The 14,678-nt window shown below is 70.5% G+C and carries 19 protein-coding genes; 14 read left to right on the top strand and 5 right to left on the bottom strand.

What is annotated here, in order from left to right:
• Positions 1-150: 150 nt before the first annotated feature.
• The 3 genes from ABZX10_RS20315 to disA are packed head-to-tail and all read left to right on the top strand — an operon-like array spanning position 151 to position 3,256.
• A complete protein-coding gene (locus tag ABZX10_RS20315; protein ID WP_355544196.1) occupies positions 151-750 on the top strand; it encodes a hypothetical protein in 600 nt (199 codons plus the stop codon).
• A 7-nt stretch (positions 751-757) separates the two neighbouring features.
• Positions 758-2,158, top strand: coding sequence for a DNA repair protein RadA (gene radA / locus ABZX10_RS20320; RefSeq protein WP_355544199.1), 1,401 nt, complete (start codon positions 758-760; stop codon positions 2,156-2,158).
• A 9-nt stretch (positions 2,159-2,167) separates the two neighbouring features.
• Positions 2,168-3,256 carry a DNA integrity scanning diadenylate cyclase DisA gene (gene disA, locus ABZX10_RS20325; protein WP_355544202.1) on the top strand — a complete coding sequence of 363 codons (1,089 nt, stop codon included), beginning with the start codon at positions 2,168-2,170 and terminating at the stop codon, positions 3,254-3,256.
• A 9-nt stretch (positions 3,257-3,265) separates the two neighbouring features.
• Here the strand turns inward: disA and ABZX10_RS20330 are convergent, their stop codons facing one another.
• Both ABZX10_RS20330 and ABZX10_RS20335 read right to left on the bottom strand, forming a co-directional pair.
• Positions 3,266-4,051, bottom strand: coding sequence for a BsuPI-related putative proteinase inhibitor (locus tag ABZX10_RS20330; protein ID WP_355544205.1), 786 nt, complete (start codon positions 4,049-4,051; stop codon positions 3,266-3,268).
• A gap of 71 nt (positions 4,052-4,122) precedes the next feature.
• Entirely contained in the window at positions 4,123-4,776 is a 654-nt protein-coding gene (locus tag ABZX10_RS20335; protein WP_355544208.1) for a carbonic anhydrase, read from the bottom strand.
• Positions 4,777-4,785: 9 nt separating this feature from the next.
• Between ABZX10_RS20335 and ABZX10_RS20340 the strand changes: the two genes are divergently transcribed.
• The 11 genes from ABZX10_RS20340 (at position 4,786) to ABZX10_RS20390 (ending at position 12,364) form a co-directional block, all read left to right on the top strand.
• A complete protein-coding gene (locus tag ABZX10_RS20340) occupies positions 4,786-5,706 on the top strand; it encodes an A/G-specific adenine glycosylase (protein WP_355544211.1) in 921 nt (306 codons plus the stop codon).
• 123 nt (positions 5,707-5,829) lie between these two features.
• On the top strand, positions 5,830-6,666 hold the full coding sequence (locus tag ABZX10_RS20345; RefSeq protein WP_355544214.1) for an SDR family NAD(P)-dependent oxidoreductase: 837 nt from the start codon (positions 5,830-5,832) through the stop codon (positions 6,664-6,666).
• 42 nt (positions 6,667-6,708) lie between these two features.
• Positions 6,709-7,497, top strand: coding sequence for a metallophosphatase (locus tag ABZX10_RS20350; protein WP_355544217.1), 789 nt, complete (start codon positions 6,709-6,711; stop codon positions 7,495-7,497).
• On the top strand, positions 7,494-8,423 hold the full coding sequence (locus ABZX10_RS20355; protein WP_355544220.1) for an ADP-ribosylglycohydrolase family protein: 930 nt from the start codon (positions 7,494-7,496) through the stop codon (positions 8,421-8,423). The genes ABZX10_RS20350 and ABZX10_RS20355 overlap by 4 nt, the downstream gene beginning before the upstream one ends.
• 47 nt (positions 8,424-8,470) lie before the next feature.
• Positions 8,471-8,836: a hypothetical protein gene (locus ABZX10_RS20360; RefSeq protein ID WP_355544223.1), complete on the top strand. Its 366-nt coding sequence runs from the start codon at positions 8,471-8,473 to the stop codon at positions 8,834-8,836.
• A 33-nt stretch (positions 8,837-8,869) separates the two neighbouring features.
• Positions 8,870-9,511 carry a vWA domain-containing protein gene (locus tag ABZX10_RS20365; RefSeq protein WP_355544226.1) on the top strand — a complete coding sequence of 214 codons (642 nt, stop codon included), beginning with the start codon at positions 8,870-8,872 and terminating at the stop codon, positions 9,509-9,511.
• Complete coding sequence (locus ABZX10_RS20370; protein ID WP_355544229.1) at positions 9,508-10,758, top strand: GIY-YIG nuclease family protein; 1,251 nt, start codon at positions 9,508-9,510, stop codon at positions 10,756-10,758. The genes ABZX10_RS20365 and ABZX10_RS20370 overlap by 4 nt, the downstream gene beginning before the upstream one ends.
• Positions 10,759-10,831: 73 nt before the next feature.
• A complete protein-coding gene (locus tag ABZX10_RS20375; RefSeq protein WP_355544232.1) occupies positions 10,832-11,083 on the top strand; it encodes a hypothetical protein in 252 nt (83 codons plus the stop codon).
• Positions 11,084-11,141: 58 nt separating this feature from the next.
• Complete coding sequence (locus ABZX10_RS20380; protein WP_355544235.1) at positions 11,142-11,375, top strand: hypothetical protein; 234 nt, start codon at positions 11,142-11,144, stop codon at positions 11,373-11,375.
• 17 nt (positions 11,376-11,392) lie between these two features.
• Positions 11,393-11,602 (top strand): hypothetical protein, encoded by a 210-nt coding sequence (locus ABZX10_RS20385; protein ID WP_355544238.1) that lies wholly within the window; start codon positions 11,393-11,395, stop codon positions 11,600-11,602.
• A gap of 54 nt (positions 11,603-11,656) precedes the next feature.
• Entirely contained in the window at positions 11,657-12,364 is a 708-nt protein-coding gene (locus ABZX10_RS20390; protein ID WP_355544241.1) for a DsbA family oxidoreductase, read from the top strand.
• A 286-nt stretch (positions 12,365-12,650) separates the two neighbouring features.
• Here the strand turns inward: ABZX10_RS20390 and ABZX10_RS20395 are convergent, their stop codons facing one another.
• The 3 genes from ABZX10_RS20395 to ABZX10_RS20405 are packed head-to-tail and all read right to left on the bottom strand — an operon-like array spanning position 12,651 to position 14,666.
• Positions 12,651-13,469 carry an ABC transporter permease gene (locus ABZX10_RS20395; RefSeq protein WP_355544244.1) on the bottom strand — a complete coding sequence of 273 codons (819 nt, stop codon included), beginning with the start codon at positions 13,467-13,469 and terminating at the stop codon, positions 12,651-12,653.
• Complete coding sequence (locus ABZX10_RS20400; protein WP_355544247.1) at positions 13,429-14,229, bottom strand: ATP-binding cassette domain-containing protein; 801 nt, start codon at positions 14,227-14,229, stop codon at positions 13,429-13,431. The genes ABZX10_RS20395 and ABZX10_RS20400 overlap by 41 nt, the downstream gene beginning before the upstream one ends.
• Positions 14,226-14,666, bottom strand: a complete 441-nt coding sequence (locus ABZX10_RS20405; protein ID WP_355544250.1) for a MarR family transcriptional regulator — start codon at positions 14,664-14,666, stop codon at positions 14,226-14,228. Before ABZX10_RS20405 ends, ABZX10_RS20400 begins: the two co-directional genes overlap by 4 nt.
• Positions 14,667-14,678: the final 12 nt, after the last annotated feature.

Consider the following 14,678-nt stretch of genomic DNA (forward strand, 5'->3'; position numbering starts at 1 on the left):
AACCCTGGGCTGATCAACGGGGTGATCGCCAACCCTGGACCACGCCCGCCGACGCGGCCGGATGCGCCTTCTACTACGCTGCGTGGTGACATACTCAGCATCGTCCGCACGCGGGTGTCGCCGCGCACGGGGATGGAAACTGGAGGAACCGTGTCCGCACGCACCGTCTCGACCCGCCGCACCGCCACCGCCGTCGCCGGCGCCCTGCTCGCCGCCGGCGCCCTGCTCTCGGTGTCCGCCTGCGGTGCCGGCCAGATCTCGCAGACCGCCAACCAGGTCGCCGCGGTCAACGGCGCCAACCAGACCTTCGTGGATCAGAAGATCACGCTCACCGACGTGCACGTGCTGTACCCGGTGTCCGGCAGCCAGGGCAAGCTCGCCTTCGTCCTGACGAACCTGAACCCGCAGCAGGGCGACAAGCTCAAGGGCATCACCGACGAGAAGGGGCGCGCCGCGACCATCAGTGGCGACACCACGCTCACCGCCGGCGGCTCGCTCTACGGCACCGCCCCCGCGGGCAGCAACAGCAAGGCCGCCGACATCACGCGCCTCACGGTCACCGTCCCGGTCGACAGCACCTGGCGCCCCGGCCTCACCAGCAAGCTCTGGTTCCACCTCGAGAAGGCCGGCTCCCTGCCGATCGACGTCCCGATCGATGCGGGCGCCGCGTCGGCCAGCGCCGCGGGCATCACCGTCACGGGCGGCGAGCACGCGGGCGAGCACGGCTCGGGCGAGGGGTCCGGCCACTAGGCCGTCCATGGCGAAAGCCAAGGTGCAGTACACCTGCACCGAGTGCGGCCACACCGTGGCCAAGTGGGTCGGCCGCTGCCCGTCGTGCGGCGCCTGGTCGACGATGGAGGAGGGCGCGGTCGCCCGTGCCGCCGGTTCCGGGCCCGCCGCCAACGTCGGGCTGACGCTCCCGAAGACCCGCGCGGTCCCGATCACGAAGATCGACCCCAACTCAACGCGCGCGCTGCCCGTCGGCATCGGCGAGCTCGACCGGGTGCTCGGCGGCGGCATCGTCCCCGGCTCGGTGATCCTGCTGGCCGGCGAGCCGGGCGTCGGCAAGTCCACGCTGCTGCTCGAGGTGGTGCACCGCTGGGCCACGACCGGCCGCGGGAAGTCCCTGTACGTCACCGGCGAGGAGTCCGCGGGACAGGTGCGGTTGCGCGCGGAACGCACCGGGGCGCTGGATGATCGGCTGTACCTCGCGGCGGAGTCCGACCTCGGGACGGTGCTCGGCCACGTCGAGCAGATCTCGCCGACGCTCATGGTGGTCGACTCGGTGCAGACCCTCTCGGCCTCCGGCGTCGACGGTGTCCACGGCGGCGTCACGCAGGTCCGCGCGATCACGGCCACGCTGACCTCGCTCGCCAAGGCCTCCGGGATCGCGGTGATCCTCGTCGGCCACGTCACCAAGGACGGCGCCGTCGCCGGCCCGCGCTCGCTGGAGCACCTGGTGGACGTCGTGCTGAGCTTCGAGGGCGACAAGCACTCCACGCTGCGCATGGTCCGGGGCATCAAGAACCGGTTCGGCGCCTCCGACGAGGTGGGCTGCTTCGAGCAGCGCGAGTCGGGCATCGTCGAGGTCACGGACCCGTCGGGCCTGTTCCTGCACCACCGCGACCAGGCCGCCGCCGGCACCGCGGTCACCGTCGGGCTCGACGGCAAGCGGCCCATGCTCGGCGAGCTCCAGGCCCTCGTGACGCCCACTCCCCTGCCCGCGCCGCGGCGCGCGGTCTCCGGGCTCGACGGTGCCCGGGTCGCCATGATCCTCGCCGTCCTGGCCCGGCACGGCGGCATCGAGAACCTGCCGCAGAAGGACGTGTACGCGGCGACCGTCGGCGGGATGAAGATCACCGAGCCGGGTGCCGACCTGGCGCTGGCCCTCGCCGTGGCGTCCGCCGCCGTGGAGAAGGCCCTGCGGCCGAACACCGTCGTCCTCGGCGAGGTGGGCCTCGCGGGCGAGGTGCGCCGGGTCACCGGGCTCGAGCGCCGGCTCGCGGAGGCGGCCCGCCTGGGCTTCACCCACGCCATCGTCCCGCCCTCGCCCGACGGGCAGAAGCTGAAGGTCGACGGGATCCACATCGGCGAGGCGGCCACCGTCGGCGACGCCCTGCGGCTGGGCTCGCTGACCGAGGGCAGGCGCGGGCGTTAGCCTTACGGCATGGACCACACCAATCTCGGCGGCGACGCGTTCGCCGGGAACGCGCCGCTGCGCGACACCGTGATCCGGATGGCCCCCGGAACCCCCCTCCGCGACGGCCTCGAGCGGATCCTCCGCGGCCGCACCGGCGCGCTCATCGTGCTCGGCTACGACGACGCCGTGGAGAAGATCTGCGACGGCGGCTTCCACCTCGACGTCGAGTTCGCGCCCACCCGCCTGCGGGAGCTGGCGAAGATGGACGGCGCGGTCGTGCTCTCCACCGACGGCTCCCGCATCGTGCGCGCCAATGTCCAGCTCATGCCGGATCCGGCGATCCCCACCCAGGAATCCGGCACGCGGCACCGCTCGGCCGAGCGCGCCGCGATCCAGACCGGCTACCCCGTGATCTCGGTGAGCGCGTCGATGTCGATCGTGCACGCCTACGTGGGCGGCGTCCGGCACCTGGTCGACGACGCCGCGCCGATCCTCTCGCGCGCCAACCTGGCCATCGCGACGCTGGAGCGGTACGCGCACCGCCTCGACGAGGTCCTCGCGCAGCTCTCGCGCGCCGAGATCGAGGACGTCGTGACGGTGCGCGAGGTCTCCCACGTGGTCCAGCGACTGGAGTTGGTGCGGCGGCTCGCGATCGAGATCGAGCAGCACGTGCTGGAGCTGGGCACCTCGGGGCGGCAGATCGTGCTGCAGCTGGAGGACCTGCTGGGCGACGCGCTATCCCTGCGCGAGCCCGTGCTCCGCGACTACCTTCCGGGCGGCGACGCGGCGGTCGACGCCGCCGTCGCACGGGTGGACGCGCTCACCGACGCCGACCTGTTGGACCTGCCCACGATCGCTGCGGCCCTGGGCTTCTCGGGCACCGTCGAGGCGCAGGACGGGCCCGTGTCACCGCGCGGCTTCCGGCTGCTCGGGTCGGTGCCGCGGCTGCGCGCCGCGCAGGTCGAGTCGCTGGTCGGCACCTTCGGCTCCTTGCAGACGCTGCTCGCCGCCTCCGCTGCGGATCTGCAGGCAGTCCCCGGTATCGGGTCCGACGGTGCGCGGCAGGCCCGCGAGGGCCTCTCCCGCCTCGCCGAGGCCTCGGTCGAGCGGTTCTAGGGCCGTTCGTCAGTTGCCGCCGGTGCCCGTCGCGGGCGCCGGAGCGGCGCGGACGACGTTGAAGGTCACCGGGGCGCTGCGCTTGGCACCGAGCTGAGCGACCACCTGGTACGCACCGGGGGCCACGGGGACGCGCTGCGCCTGGCAGCCGGGCGCCGACGTGGTGCCCGCCCACTGCAGCTTGTAACGCAGCTGCTGGCCGGGCTGCAGGACCTCGTTCTTGATCTCGGGCTGGAAGGTGCAGTCGAAGTTCGACCACAGTTGCTTCGAGCCGTCGAGGGTGAGCACGATCAGCTGTTGCTGGCCGGTGCCGATATCGCGTGAGCAGGGCACCGAGCCCGCGTTGGTCACCGTCGCCTCGAAGGTCGGCTGCTCACCGAGCGTGTACGTCGCCTTGTCCGCGCCGACGACGACGGAGATGTTGGCGTCGGGGCACGGCGCGCCGGCCACGACCGCACCCGGCGTGGGTACGCCCCCACCCGACGGGTTCGCAGCGGACGACGCCGATCCGGACGCGCTCGCGCTGCCCGACGCGCCGCCGCCGGCCCCGCCGCCTCCGCCGGCGTTGTTCGCGGCCGAGGGGTCGGCACCGTCGGGCGCTTGGGACGGGGGCAGAGCGCCGGTGGTGGCCGGCGCGGACGACGAGGCGGACGCGTTCTGCGACGAATCCTTGCCGCCGCCGACGAACACGATCAGCAGCACCACCACGACCACGGCGAGCAGCGCCACGACGGCGGCCAGCACGCGGCGACGCCAGTAGATCTCGGGCGGCAGGGGTCCGTTGGGTTCAAGCACGGTTCAACGGTAGCGTTTCCCCGGCCTCATGCCGCTGACCTGCGGCGGCGTGTCACGAATCGGACTTTCGATCAGGCCGGACGGACCGCCTGGAACGGTGACGTCGCGGCCTCGCCGATGTCGCCGACGGAGCCGCGCAGGTGCACCTTGCCCTCGGCGAGCTCGTAGGTGAGGCCGACGATGGCCACGCGGCCCTCCTCGACGCCCTTGGCGATGATCCGCGAGCGCTCCATGAGCAGCCACCCCGTCTCCATGACGTGCTGCGCGGTGATGTCGTTGACATCCGACAGTCCCTCGCGACGGCCCGCCAGCACCGACGGCGTCAGCCGCTCGACGATGTCACGGATGTACCCCGGCGGCATGGTGCCGGTGTCGATGGAGTTCACGGTGGCCGCGACGGCACCGCAGCTGTCGTGACCCAGGATCGCGATGAGCGGCACCTTGAGCACCTCGATGGCGTACTCGATGGACCCGAGCACGGCGGCGTCGATGATGTGACCGGCGGTGCGGACGACGAACATGTCGCCGAGGCCCTGATCGAAGATCACCTCGGCCGCGACGCGCGAGTCGCCGCAGCCGAACAGCACCGCGGTCGGCTGCTGGCCGCCCGCGAGCTCGGCCACGCGGGTGTGCCCCTGGTTGGGATGCTCGGGCGTGCCCTCGACGAAGCGCCGGTTGCCGTCACGAAGTGCGCGCCAGGCGCCGGGGGGAGTTGAAGTGGGCATGGGTCCATAATGCACCTCGTGACTCCCCTTCGAGACAGCAGGCGAGATTCTGTCCCGGATTTCACACGGGTGCTCGCGTGGTTCGACGCCGCCGAACGCGATCTGCCGTGGCGCCGGGCCGGGACGAGCCCGTGGGCGATCCTCGTCAGCGAGGTGATGCTGCAGCAGACGCCCGTGGTGCGGGTCGAGCCGGTGTGGCACGCATGGCTGCGGCGCTGGCCCACGCCCGCCGACCTGGCCGCCGCCACCGGCGCCGACGCGGTCCGCGCGTGGGGCAAGCTCGGCTACCCGCGCCGGGCGATGCGGTTGCACGCCTGCGCACAGGCCCTCGTCGAGCGGTGGGACGGTGCCGTGCCGCGCACCGTCGACGATCTGCTGTCGCTGCCCGGCGTCGGCGACTACACCGCGCGTGCCGTGGCCTGCTTCGCCTTCGGCCAGGACGTCCCCGTCGTCGACATCAACGTCCGGCGGGTCCTCGCGCGAGCGGTCGACGGGGAGTCCGACGCGGCGGCGCCGTCCGCCCAGCGCGACCTTCCGGCCGCGGTCGCGGTCCTCGCGACCGTCCCGCCCGAGCAGCGGCCGCGACTGTCCGCCGCGCTGATGGAGCTCGGCGCGCTGGTCTGCAGCGCCCGCTCGCCGCGCTGCGGCGACTGCCCGATCAGCGCCGATTGCGCCTGGCTGAGGGCAGGCGCACCGTCGGGCACCGTGGCGCCGCGGAAGGTCCAGAAGTACGAGGGCACGGACCGGCAGGCCCGCGGACGGCTGCTCGACGTCCTTCGGGGCGCCGACGGTGCCGTCCCCCGCGCGCGCCTCGACCTGGCATGGGAGCGCGATCCCGCACAGCGGGACCGGGCGCTGGATTCGCTGCTGGTCGACGGGCTGATCGAGCAGACGGTCGACGGTCGGTTCGCGCTGGCGGGCGAAGCGTGAAATTTCTATTCACTGGTGTAGGAACTAGCGATAGATTGCCCGCCGGCATCGTCACGCCGGCGCAGGCGCGCGAGAGCTACGGTCGCGGGGCGCGCTCCGCGACCGCCTCGTAGGCTGGCGCCCATGACCACCTACATCGTCACCGGGGCCAACGGCGGGCTCGGCGAGGTCGTGACCCGCCGCCTCGCTGCGGACGGCCGCGTCGTGATGGCCTGCCGCGACGTCGAGGGCGCCCGCACGATCGCCGACCGGATCGACGGCGACGTCACCGTCGAGGCCCTGGACCTGGCCGACCTGGACTCCGTGCGCGCGTTCGCGGACCGCACCGGCGAGTTCGACGTGCTCGTCAACAACGCGGGGCTGATGAACATCCCGCTGCGCCGCACGAAGCAGGGCTTCGAGATGCAGTTCGGCGTGAACCACCTCGGCCACTTCGCCCTCACCGGCCTGCTCCTCGACCGGATGCGGGACCGCGTGGTCGCCGTCTCGTCGGTGGCGCACCGGCAGAACTACCGCTGGCGCATGGACGACCCGAACTATCGCAGCCGGAAGTACCTGCGCACCGAGGCGTACGGGCAGAGCAAGCTCGCGAACATGATGTTCGCACGGGAGCTGCAGCGCCGGTTCGAGGTCGCCGGGTCCGACAAGCGGGCGTACTACGTGCACCCGGGGGTGTCGCCCACCGGCCTGTTCGCCCGCACTGACACGCCGCTGGACCTGGTGCTCAAGCCCGCCGTGGCGCTGCTCAACAACCCGCCGGAGCGGGCCGCGCAGTCGTTGATCCTCGCCGCCACCGACCGCGACCTCGACCCGCACCCGTGGTGGGGCCCGACGGAGCTGTTCCAGTCCCGCGGCAAGGTCGGCAAATGCTCCACGACCGCCGTGTCCAAGGACAAGGCCAAGTGGGCCGAGCTGTGGGACGTGTCGGAGAAGCTGACGGGCGTCACCTACGTGGTCTGACTTGTCGGCCCTCCTCGCTACCGTGTGCGCGAGGGGGAGGAAATGACGGAATTCAGCGATCCGGGGCGACTCGTCCCGCGGCGCGTCGCACTCGCCGGTGACTGGCACGGCAACACCCGATGGGCCGTGCACGTTCTGGACGAGGCCGCCCGCCGGGGTTGTGACGTGGTGGTACACCTGGGTGATTTCGGGCTCTGGCCGGGGCGCGACGGTGCGCGGTACCTCGCCGATCTCGATCAGCACCTGCAGCGGCTCGGCCTCGCTCTGTTCTGGGTGGACGGCAATCACGACGACCACGGCGCCCTCGCAGCACTTCCGCTGACCGACAGGGTCCACGTCGTCTCGTCGCGCATCGTGCACCTACCGCGCGGATTCCGGTGGGCGTGGCACGGTCGTACCTGGCTGGCCATCGGCGGCGCGGTGTCGATCGACAGGAACTCACGCATTCCGACGCGGTCGTGGTGGTCGCAGGAGGCCGTCAGCGATGCCGATGTGGCCGCGTGCCTCGCCGGCGGCCCGGCCGACGTGATCGTCGCGCACGACGCACCGTCCGGCGTGCCGACCGTCGAGGCGCTGGTGGGTGATCCGGTGTGGAACCTCCCGCCGGACATCGAGGCCGATTCCGCCGCGAACCGCCGCCGCCTGCGCGAGGTGGTCGACGCGGTCCGGCCGCAGAAGCTGTATCACGGGCACTACCACGTCGCCTACCACGAGCCCCTCGTGCTCGCCGACGGCCACGACGTCGCCGTCACCGGACTCGACTGCGACGGAACGTCATTGGACGGCAATCTGCTGGTCCTGCCCGCCGAGCCCTCAAGGGGATCCCGATGAACTACCGAAACGCATTGATCGGCCTGGCCGCGGGCGACGCCTGGGGGTATCAGGTGGAGTTCACGTCGTACTCGCGGATGGGCGGCGCCGTCGCGCCACCCACCGGCACGTGGGTGATCAGTGACGATACGCAGATGACGCTGGCCCTCGAAGATGCTCTCCAGCCCGGGCAGTCGGTGGCCGAGGCCACCGCGGCGATCGTGCGGGAGTTCAGCGCGTGGGCCCGTTCGCCGCTCAACGACCGCGCGCCCGGCAACACCTGCATGGGGTCGATCCGCAACCTCGACGCGGGCAGGCAGTGGTTCGAGCCGGGCGGGGCGATCGAGTCCGCGGGATGCGGCGCCGTGATGCGGCTCCTGCCTGCCACGACGGACGACGATCGCTGGGTCGGACTGACGACCCTGCAGGCGGTGATCACGCACCGGCACCCGCTCGCGGTGATCTCGGCCCTCGTCCTCGCCGACGCCGTCCGGCGACCCGAGGGGCGGTTCCTCGCCCGGGGCATCGAGCTGATCGACGCGATCAGCGACGGCGGCTGGCCCGGCCTCTCCGAGCCGTGCCTCGCGGAGGTGTTGGCGCCCTTGCTGATCGACATCCCCTCGTGGATCGCCTCCGAGGCTCCCACGCTGCGCAACCATCTGGTCGCAGCGCAGGGCCGTCTCGCGCGCGGGGCCGACGGTGACCCGTGCGCCGGCGTCGGCGAGGGCTGGGACGCCGGTACCGCCACGGCGCTGGCTCTCATGGTCGCCGATGCTCCGCTGTCGCCGTTCGCGGCCCTGCAGTGGGCCGCCACGTCCAACGGCGATTCGGACTCCATCGCCGCGATGGCCGGAATGCTGATCGGAGCCGGTGCCGACTCCCCCACGTTCTGGGGAGACGCGGGCGTCTCGCCGACCTTCGAGCCCGAGTACCGACCGCGCCTCTAATAGTCCGCAGTTATTGCGGATACGCAGTTGCTGCGCTACGGTGAATCATGCCCCCCGAACGCGACGCCCTGGAGCGGATCCGCCGCCTGCTCGCCGCGGCAGCGGAGGAGCCGGACGCCGAGGCGCTGCCCCATCTCCGCGAGGCCGCTGACGAACTGACGATGCTGATCGACGAGACCATGGCGCGCGCGGTGGTGGACGACGGAGCATCGCTCCGCGCGGCCGGTGCCACCGCGGGCCTCACGGAGAACGCCGTCGGGCCGCGCCTCGCTCGCACGAAGACCCTGGGCGGCTACGCGAATGATGCCGGCCGCGTGACGGCCGCCGGCGTCGAGCGGGCCCGCTACGACAAGGAACGGGGCGAGCCCGCCCCGGCTCCCCCGCTGCGATTCACACCACGCCGCAGGAAATGACCCTTCATCACCTGAAGAAACAGGGGGGACACCATGACCGACGCCCGCAAGACCCACATCTACTTCCTGCTCGACCGCTCGGGATCGATGGCATCGATCAAGACCGCCACCGAGGAGGGCTTCGACGCCTTCATCGCCGAGCAACGATCGGGCGAGGGCACATGCTTCGTCTCGCTCGCGCAGTTCGACACGGAGTACGAGGTCGTCTTCGGCTCCACTGACGTCGCAGCCGTCCCGCCGCTGGTCCTGTATCCCCGCAACAGCACCGCGCTGCTGGACTCCATGGGCCGACTCATCCACGACGCCGGCGTGGAACTCGCCGCGCTCGCCGAGGACGAGCGACCCGGCACCGTCATCGTCGCGATCATGACCGACGGTCTCGAGAACGCCAGCACCGAGTACACGCACGCCGCGATCAAGGCCCTCGTCGAGCACCAGACCGAGAAGTACGACTGGCAGTTCCTGTACATGGGCGCCGACCAGGACGCCATCGAGGTCGGCCGAACCATCGGCGTCAAGGACGACTACGCCGTCACCTACTCGCGCGGCAAGGCCAAGGACGCGCAGGAGATGGTGGGCCGCAAGGTCCGCGGCTACCGGTCCGCTCGGCTCGACGGTGCCCCCAGCGCCATGCCCGCCTTCGCCCCGTCCGAGCGGCGCGAGGCCGCTGAGTGAGTACCCGCGCAGCTGTCGACCGGTGGGCCGACGCCGAAGGTTTCCGTCCGGCGGTTCAGTTCAAGGGAACCAAGTCGAATATCGGAGGACAACAGGGCGTCCGATATTCGGGCTTCTACCTCCTCATATTCACCAACGATACCTACTACCTCGGGGAGTCCGTCGATCTCCGATCTCGGATGGGCGGCCACATGCGGCACTGGGGCGACGAGATCGCCGACGTTCGATTCCTCCGCAGAACGCTCTCCAAGCCGCAGCTGCGGGCTGCCGAACGGACGCTGATCCACGGGCTCAACCGGGTCGTACCGAAGCAGTGCCGCAACACCACCCACGCGAGCTACACCTCGCACAAGAACGAGCTCGTCGACCTCCTCGACGACGACGAGCAGGCCGCCTGGGTCGCAGACGCTGCGTCGTTCAATCAGAACGACCCGTCGTCCTTGAAGCCGATCGCGGCTCAGCAATCACTCAAGTACCACACCGCGGCGAAGCGATTCCGCTCCCGGCCGGACCACGCCCGTATCGTCTCTACGCTGCGAACCTATTTGGAGACCTGCATCCCGGCACCACGTAGGACCGAATTCCACGGGTGGAACGTGAGTACCGGCGCATCAGGGGGCGATCGACTCCTGTGCGTCTCCGTGGGACGCATGGAGTCCTTCGTCGTCTTCAAAGACAACCACGGCTTCATCAACATTCCAGCGGAGTCCATCGGCATCACGGAACGGCGGCGGCTGAGGCGACTGCACCCGGACGTCCGGCGCGTGGACATCCGCCGGTACGACGATTTCGGGGACGTCGCGATCATTCACGCCACATCGCTCGCGGCGATCGACGCTCTACTCTCCGACGAAGCTGTCCAACGCGGTGCACAGACACTGGCGTACAGCGTGATGCGCAAGCACCCGAGTGCGTATACGCGCTACCACTGCCCACAGGTGGTCGAAGACGTCTACCAGGCTGATGGTTTCACCCGCCCCGCCGCAGCGGACGAGGAATCGCAGATCGGGCCCAACGAGATCGTGATCGAAGCCGACGTGGCCGCGCAGCCACTGCCGTCCGAGCCGGAACCCGAACTCGTCGAGTCCGTCCCTGATGAGATCCCGATCGATTGGTTCGTCAACGCGGGTCCAATCTCAACTCATCGGAACACTCCCGAGGACTTCCGAGCCAACGGCGAATGGCGAATGGCGAATGGACCCCGACCCGAAGTACGAGCACAAGGTTCAAGAGATGCTCGCCGGTGAGCGCATTGCCGTTCGACGACGGCGCAACGTCAGCGAGGGCGTTCCCTTCGACTCACGTGGCAACTTGGTTTCCGTGATGGACATCCTGATGACGGGGACCGTCGTGAGCAACCCCGGCGACGGCCTCTCCGTACGTGTTACGTGGGATCCACCCCAGCCACCTCGACGCTGGTACCTGTACACCAGTCAGGACACCGTCTGGTCCGTTCCTCGCGGGGTCGGCCGTCACTTCGACAGCCTCAGCGCGTTCACGTTCGACGGCGCCGCCCAGGACGTCGCCTACTGGCGCAACCAGCCCTTCTGGGCGGCGCGGTTCGGCGACTGAGGTTCGAACCGCTCCGCAGATTAAGAACCGTTCCCGTTCGCTAAGCCCTGGAGCACACATGTTCGTTCAGTACGTCGAACCACGCCGCGAGCGGTGGTCTCTCTTGCAGGAGACCACGCCCTTCACCATCGACACCTGCACGGCGCTCTTCGTCGAAGCCAGACCATCGGAAGCCGCAGCGATCGTCGACAGGTTCGATCTGCACGCCGAATCGGACGATTCGAACCGCGGCTCCTTCTGCATCGCAACGACGGCATCGGGCGCTTCACCTTCCTCGTCTCGAGCGATCTGACGCGAGCGGCGCATGAGGTGGGGCACCATCCCTACCACCAGCTCTACAACAGTCATTCCCCGTGGTGGAAGATGGCGGACCCGATCGATGTCGCCGACCTCGACGACCTCGCCGGATTCGTGCTCCCGTCCGCCGCGCAGATGGCGCCAGTCGGAATCGTCTCCACGTACAGCTTGCCCAACGATCGTCCGGATGAGGAGCAGTTGCGCCGCGACTGGTCGTCCTGACGGCTCATACCCTGCCCATGGAATCACCGCCGGCCGCCGACTGTTGAACCTTGCATGCGCGTGGACGTCTGGACCGATATCAACTGCCCGTTCTGCTACATCGGCAAGGCCCGCTTCGAGGAGGCGCTGGCCGCGTTCCCGCAGCGCGATCAGGTCGAGGTGGTCCACCGATCCTTCGAACTCGACCCCACCGCGGGCGGCTCCGAGCCCGTCATCCCCCGGATCGCGGCCAAGTACGGCATCTCCGAGGCGCAGGCCGCCGCGAACGAGCGCGGCCTGGGCGCTCAGGCGCAGCAACTCGGCCTGCCCTACCAGGTGGACGGCCGCGACAGCGGCAACAGCTTCGACATGCACCGTCTGCTGCACTGGGCACTCACGCTCGGTCGCCAGGAGGCGCTGCTGGACGCGCTGTACGCCGCGAACTTCGCCGAGGCCGAGCCGGCCTTCGGCAGCCGCGACCGGCTGGTCGCGATCGCCGAGTCCGCTGGGTTCGACGGTGCCGCCGCCCGCGCGGTACTCGACGATCCGACCGCCTACGCGGACGCGGTCCGTGCCGACGAGGAGACCGCCAAGCGGATCGGCATCGGCGGCGTCCCGTTCTTCGTCTTCGACGGCAAGTACGCCGTCTCCGGCGCGCAGCCGCCGGAGGTCTTCGCCGAGGCGCTGACCAAGGCCCGCGGGGAGGAACCGCTCACCGTCATCGGCGGTGACGACGCCGAGGCCTGCGGCCCCGACGGCTGCGAGCTCCCGCAGCGCGACTGAACCGCGACCTACGGCGCGGTGAGCTATCTGCTCGCCGACACGCCCTCAGGGTCGGCTCACGATGTCGAACTCCTGTGAGCCAGAGGTGGCGTCGCGCACGCCTGGACGAACTGGACCCGACATCGTGAGCGATCCGCCGACACTGATTCCGGGACAGGGCCATGCACCCCGCGCATGCCCCGGAGCCCGAAGATACCCTCTGAGCTGCAGATTCGCAGCCATGCGCGGCACGCATGACAATCGGGAACGACACGCGCCCCGTCGACTCCCCACGCCGCCCGCATCGCTACCGCGCCAGCCGCCCCAGCAGCATCGACGCCGCGGCGATCGACAGCGCGGCGGCGACCGCGAGCACCCCGATGTCGAGCCAGAGGTTCGTCGGCATCCCGATCATCAGCCCGCGCAGCGCATTCACCTCATAGCTCAGCGGGTTCACCACGGCGATGGCGCGCACCCATCCCGGCATCACATCCACGGGGTACAGCGCGTTCGAGCCGAAGAACAGCGGCATCGTGATCGCCTGCCCTATCCCCATCAGGCGATCCCGCTTGAGCACGATTCCCGCGATGATCACCGATAGGCAGGCGAAGAACGCCGATCCCAGCACCACGACCACGGCGACGCCGAGCCAGCGGAGCGGGTTCGGGATGATGTGCACGCCCATGAGCACCGCGACCACCGATACGACCACGGCCTGCGCGACGGCGCGCACGCCCGCGGCGAAGGCCTTGCCGGTGACCAGCGCGGCCCGCGGAGTGGGCGTGACCAGCAGTTTCGTCAGCACGCCCGCGTCACGCTCCCAGATGATCTGGATGCCGTAGAAGATCGCGACGAACATCGCCGACTGCGCGATGATGCCCGGCGCGAGGAAGTCGAGATAGGGGAAGCCGCCCGTGGGAATGGCGCGGATCCGGCTGAAGGTGGTGCCGAAGATCAGCAGCCACAACACCGGCTGGATCGAGCGTGTGACCAGCTCCGACCGGTCGTGCCGCAGCTTCTGCAGCTCCACGGCGCAGAACGTGCCGACGCGCGAGAGCAGGGTGAGCACGCCCGGCCGACGCGGCTCAGCCCAGACGTCGAGCGGTGCGACGGATGTTGGCGACATTGCGCAGCCCTCCCTTCGTTTCGTCCTCCAATTGCGCGCCGGTGACGGCGCGGAAGACGTCCTCGAGCGATGCGCCGTCCCCCTGCGCCGCCCGGAGCGCGGCGGGCGTCCCGGTCGCGGCGAGCGCGCCGTGGTGCATGAGGGCGACGGTGTCGCACAGCGCGTCCGCCTCCTCCATGTAGTGCGTCGTGAGCAGCACCGTCATCCCGTACTGCTCCTGCATCCGCATCACCCGCTCCCACACCGAGTCGCGCGCGACAGGATCCAGGCCGACGGTCGGCTCGTCGAGGATGAGCAGCGCGGGCCGGTTGACCAGAGCCTGCGCGAGCTCGAGCCGCCGGACCATGCCGCCGGAGAAGGTCGACGCCAACCTGTCCGCTGCGTCCTCCAGATCGACCAGGGCCAGCGCCTCCTCCACGCGGCCACGACGCTCGCGACGTGGCACGTCGTAGAGCCGCGCGAACCAGTCGACGTTCTCGCGCGCGGTCAGCGCGCCCTCGACGGACAGCTGCTGCGGCACGTAGCCGAGCGCGCGGCGCACCGTCATCGCGTGTTTGCGCACGTCGAGCCCGAAGATCTCCACGGTGCCCTCGTCGGGCGGGGTGAGGGTGGTGAGCATCCGCAGCGTCGTGGTCTTGCCCGCGCCGTTGGGCCCGAGCAGGCCGAAGCACGCGCCGCGCGGGACCTGCAGGCTGAGCGCATCGACGGCAACGTGGTCGCCGAAGCGCTTGGTGACCTCCCGCAGTTCGACGGCGTTCACGCGTCCCCCTCCAGCGCCGCCGCCACCGCTTCCAGGAGGTCGACGGTGCCGTCGACCTGCGCCCGCAGGGCCGGGTCCATCGCGGCGAGCGCGCCCACGACCGCCGCGTGCCGGCGATCGCGCCAGTCGCGCAACGCCGCATCGGTCTCGTCCGTGAGGCGCAGGCGTGCGGTCCGCGCATCATCCGGGTCGGGTTCGCGGACGACGTGTCCTTGGTCGACGAGCTGCCGGACCAGCGTGGAGACGGTGTTGCCGGCGACCGCGAGCCGGCGCGCCGCCTCCCCCACACTGATGCCGGGCTCACGGCGCAGCAGCCGCACGAGTTCCGCCTGGGCGCCCGTCAGCCCCGCGCGGAGGGGCCCACCGGCCGCGCGGCTCCCCCGTCGCACCGCGCGGACGGCGGCGAGAAGCCGTTCGGCGTCGTCATCATCGTTCATACCGACGACTAT

Source organism: Tsukamurella sp. NPDC003166 (assembly GCF_040611135.1).
GTDB lineage: Bacteria > Actinomycetota > Actinomycetes > Mycobacteriales > Mycobacteriaceae > Tsukamurella.

Coding starts and splice junctions, on each gene's coding strand:
- radA (WP_355544199.1), top strand. CDS start 758: ATGGCGAAAGCCAAGGTGCAGTACACCTGCACCGAGTGCGGCCACACC.
- disA (WP_355544202.1), top strand. CDS start 2,168: ATGGACCACACCAATCTCGGCGGCGACGCGTTCGCCGGGAACGCGCCG.
- ABZX10_RS20335 (WP_355544208.1), bottom strand. CDS start 4,776: ATGCCCACTTCAACTCCCCCCGGCGCCTGGCGCGCACTTCGTGACGGC.
- ABZX10_RS20340 (WP_355544211.1), top strand. CDS start 4,786: ATGCACCTCGTGACTCCCCTTCGAGACAGCAGGCGAGATTCTGTCCCG.
- ABZX10_RS20345 (WP_355544214.1), top strand. CDS start 5,830: ATGACCACCTACATCGTCACCGGGGCCAACGGCGGGCTCGGCGAGGTC.
- ABZX10_RS20350 (WP_355544217.1), top strand. CDS start 6,709: ATGACGGAATTCAGCGATCCGGGGCGACTCGTCCCGCGGCGCGTCGCA.
- ABZX10_RS20355 (WP_355544220.1), top strand. CDS start 7,494: ATGAACTACCGAAACGCATTGATCGGCCTGGCCGCGGGCGACGCCTGG.
- ABZX10_RS20360 (WP_355544223.1), top strand. CDS start 8,471: ATGCCCCCCGAACGCGACGCCCTGGAGCGGATCCGCCGCCTGCTCGCC.
- ABZX10_RS20365 (WP_355544226.1), top strand. CDS start 8,870: ATGACCGACGCCCGCAAGACCCACATCTACTTCCTGCTCGACCGCTCG.
- ABZX10_RS20380 (WP_355544235.1), top strand. CDS start 11,142: ATGTTCGTTCAGTACGTCGAACCACGCCGCGAGCGGTGGTCTCTCTTG.
- ABZX10_RS20390 (WP_355544241.1), top strand. CDS start 11,657: ATGCGCGTGGACGTCTGGACCGATATCAACTGCCCGTTCTGCTACATC.
- ABZX10_RS20395 (WP_355544244.1), bottom strand. CDS start 13,469: ATGTCGCCAACATCCGTCGCACCGCTCGACGTCTGGGCTGAGCCGCGT.
- ABZX10_RS20405 (WP_355544250.1), bottom strand. CDS start 14,666: ATGAACGATGATGACGACGCCGAACGGCTTCTCGCCGCCGTCCGCGCG.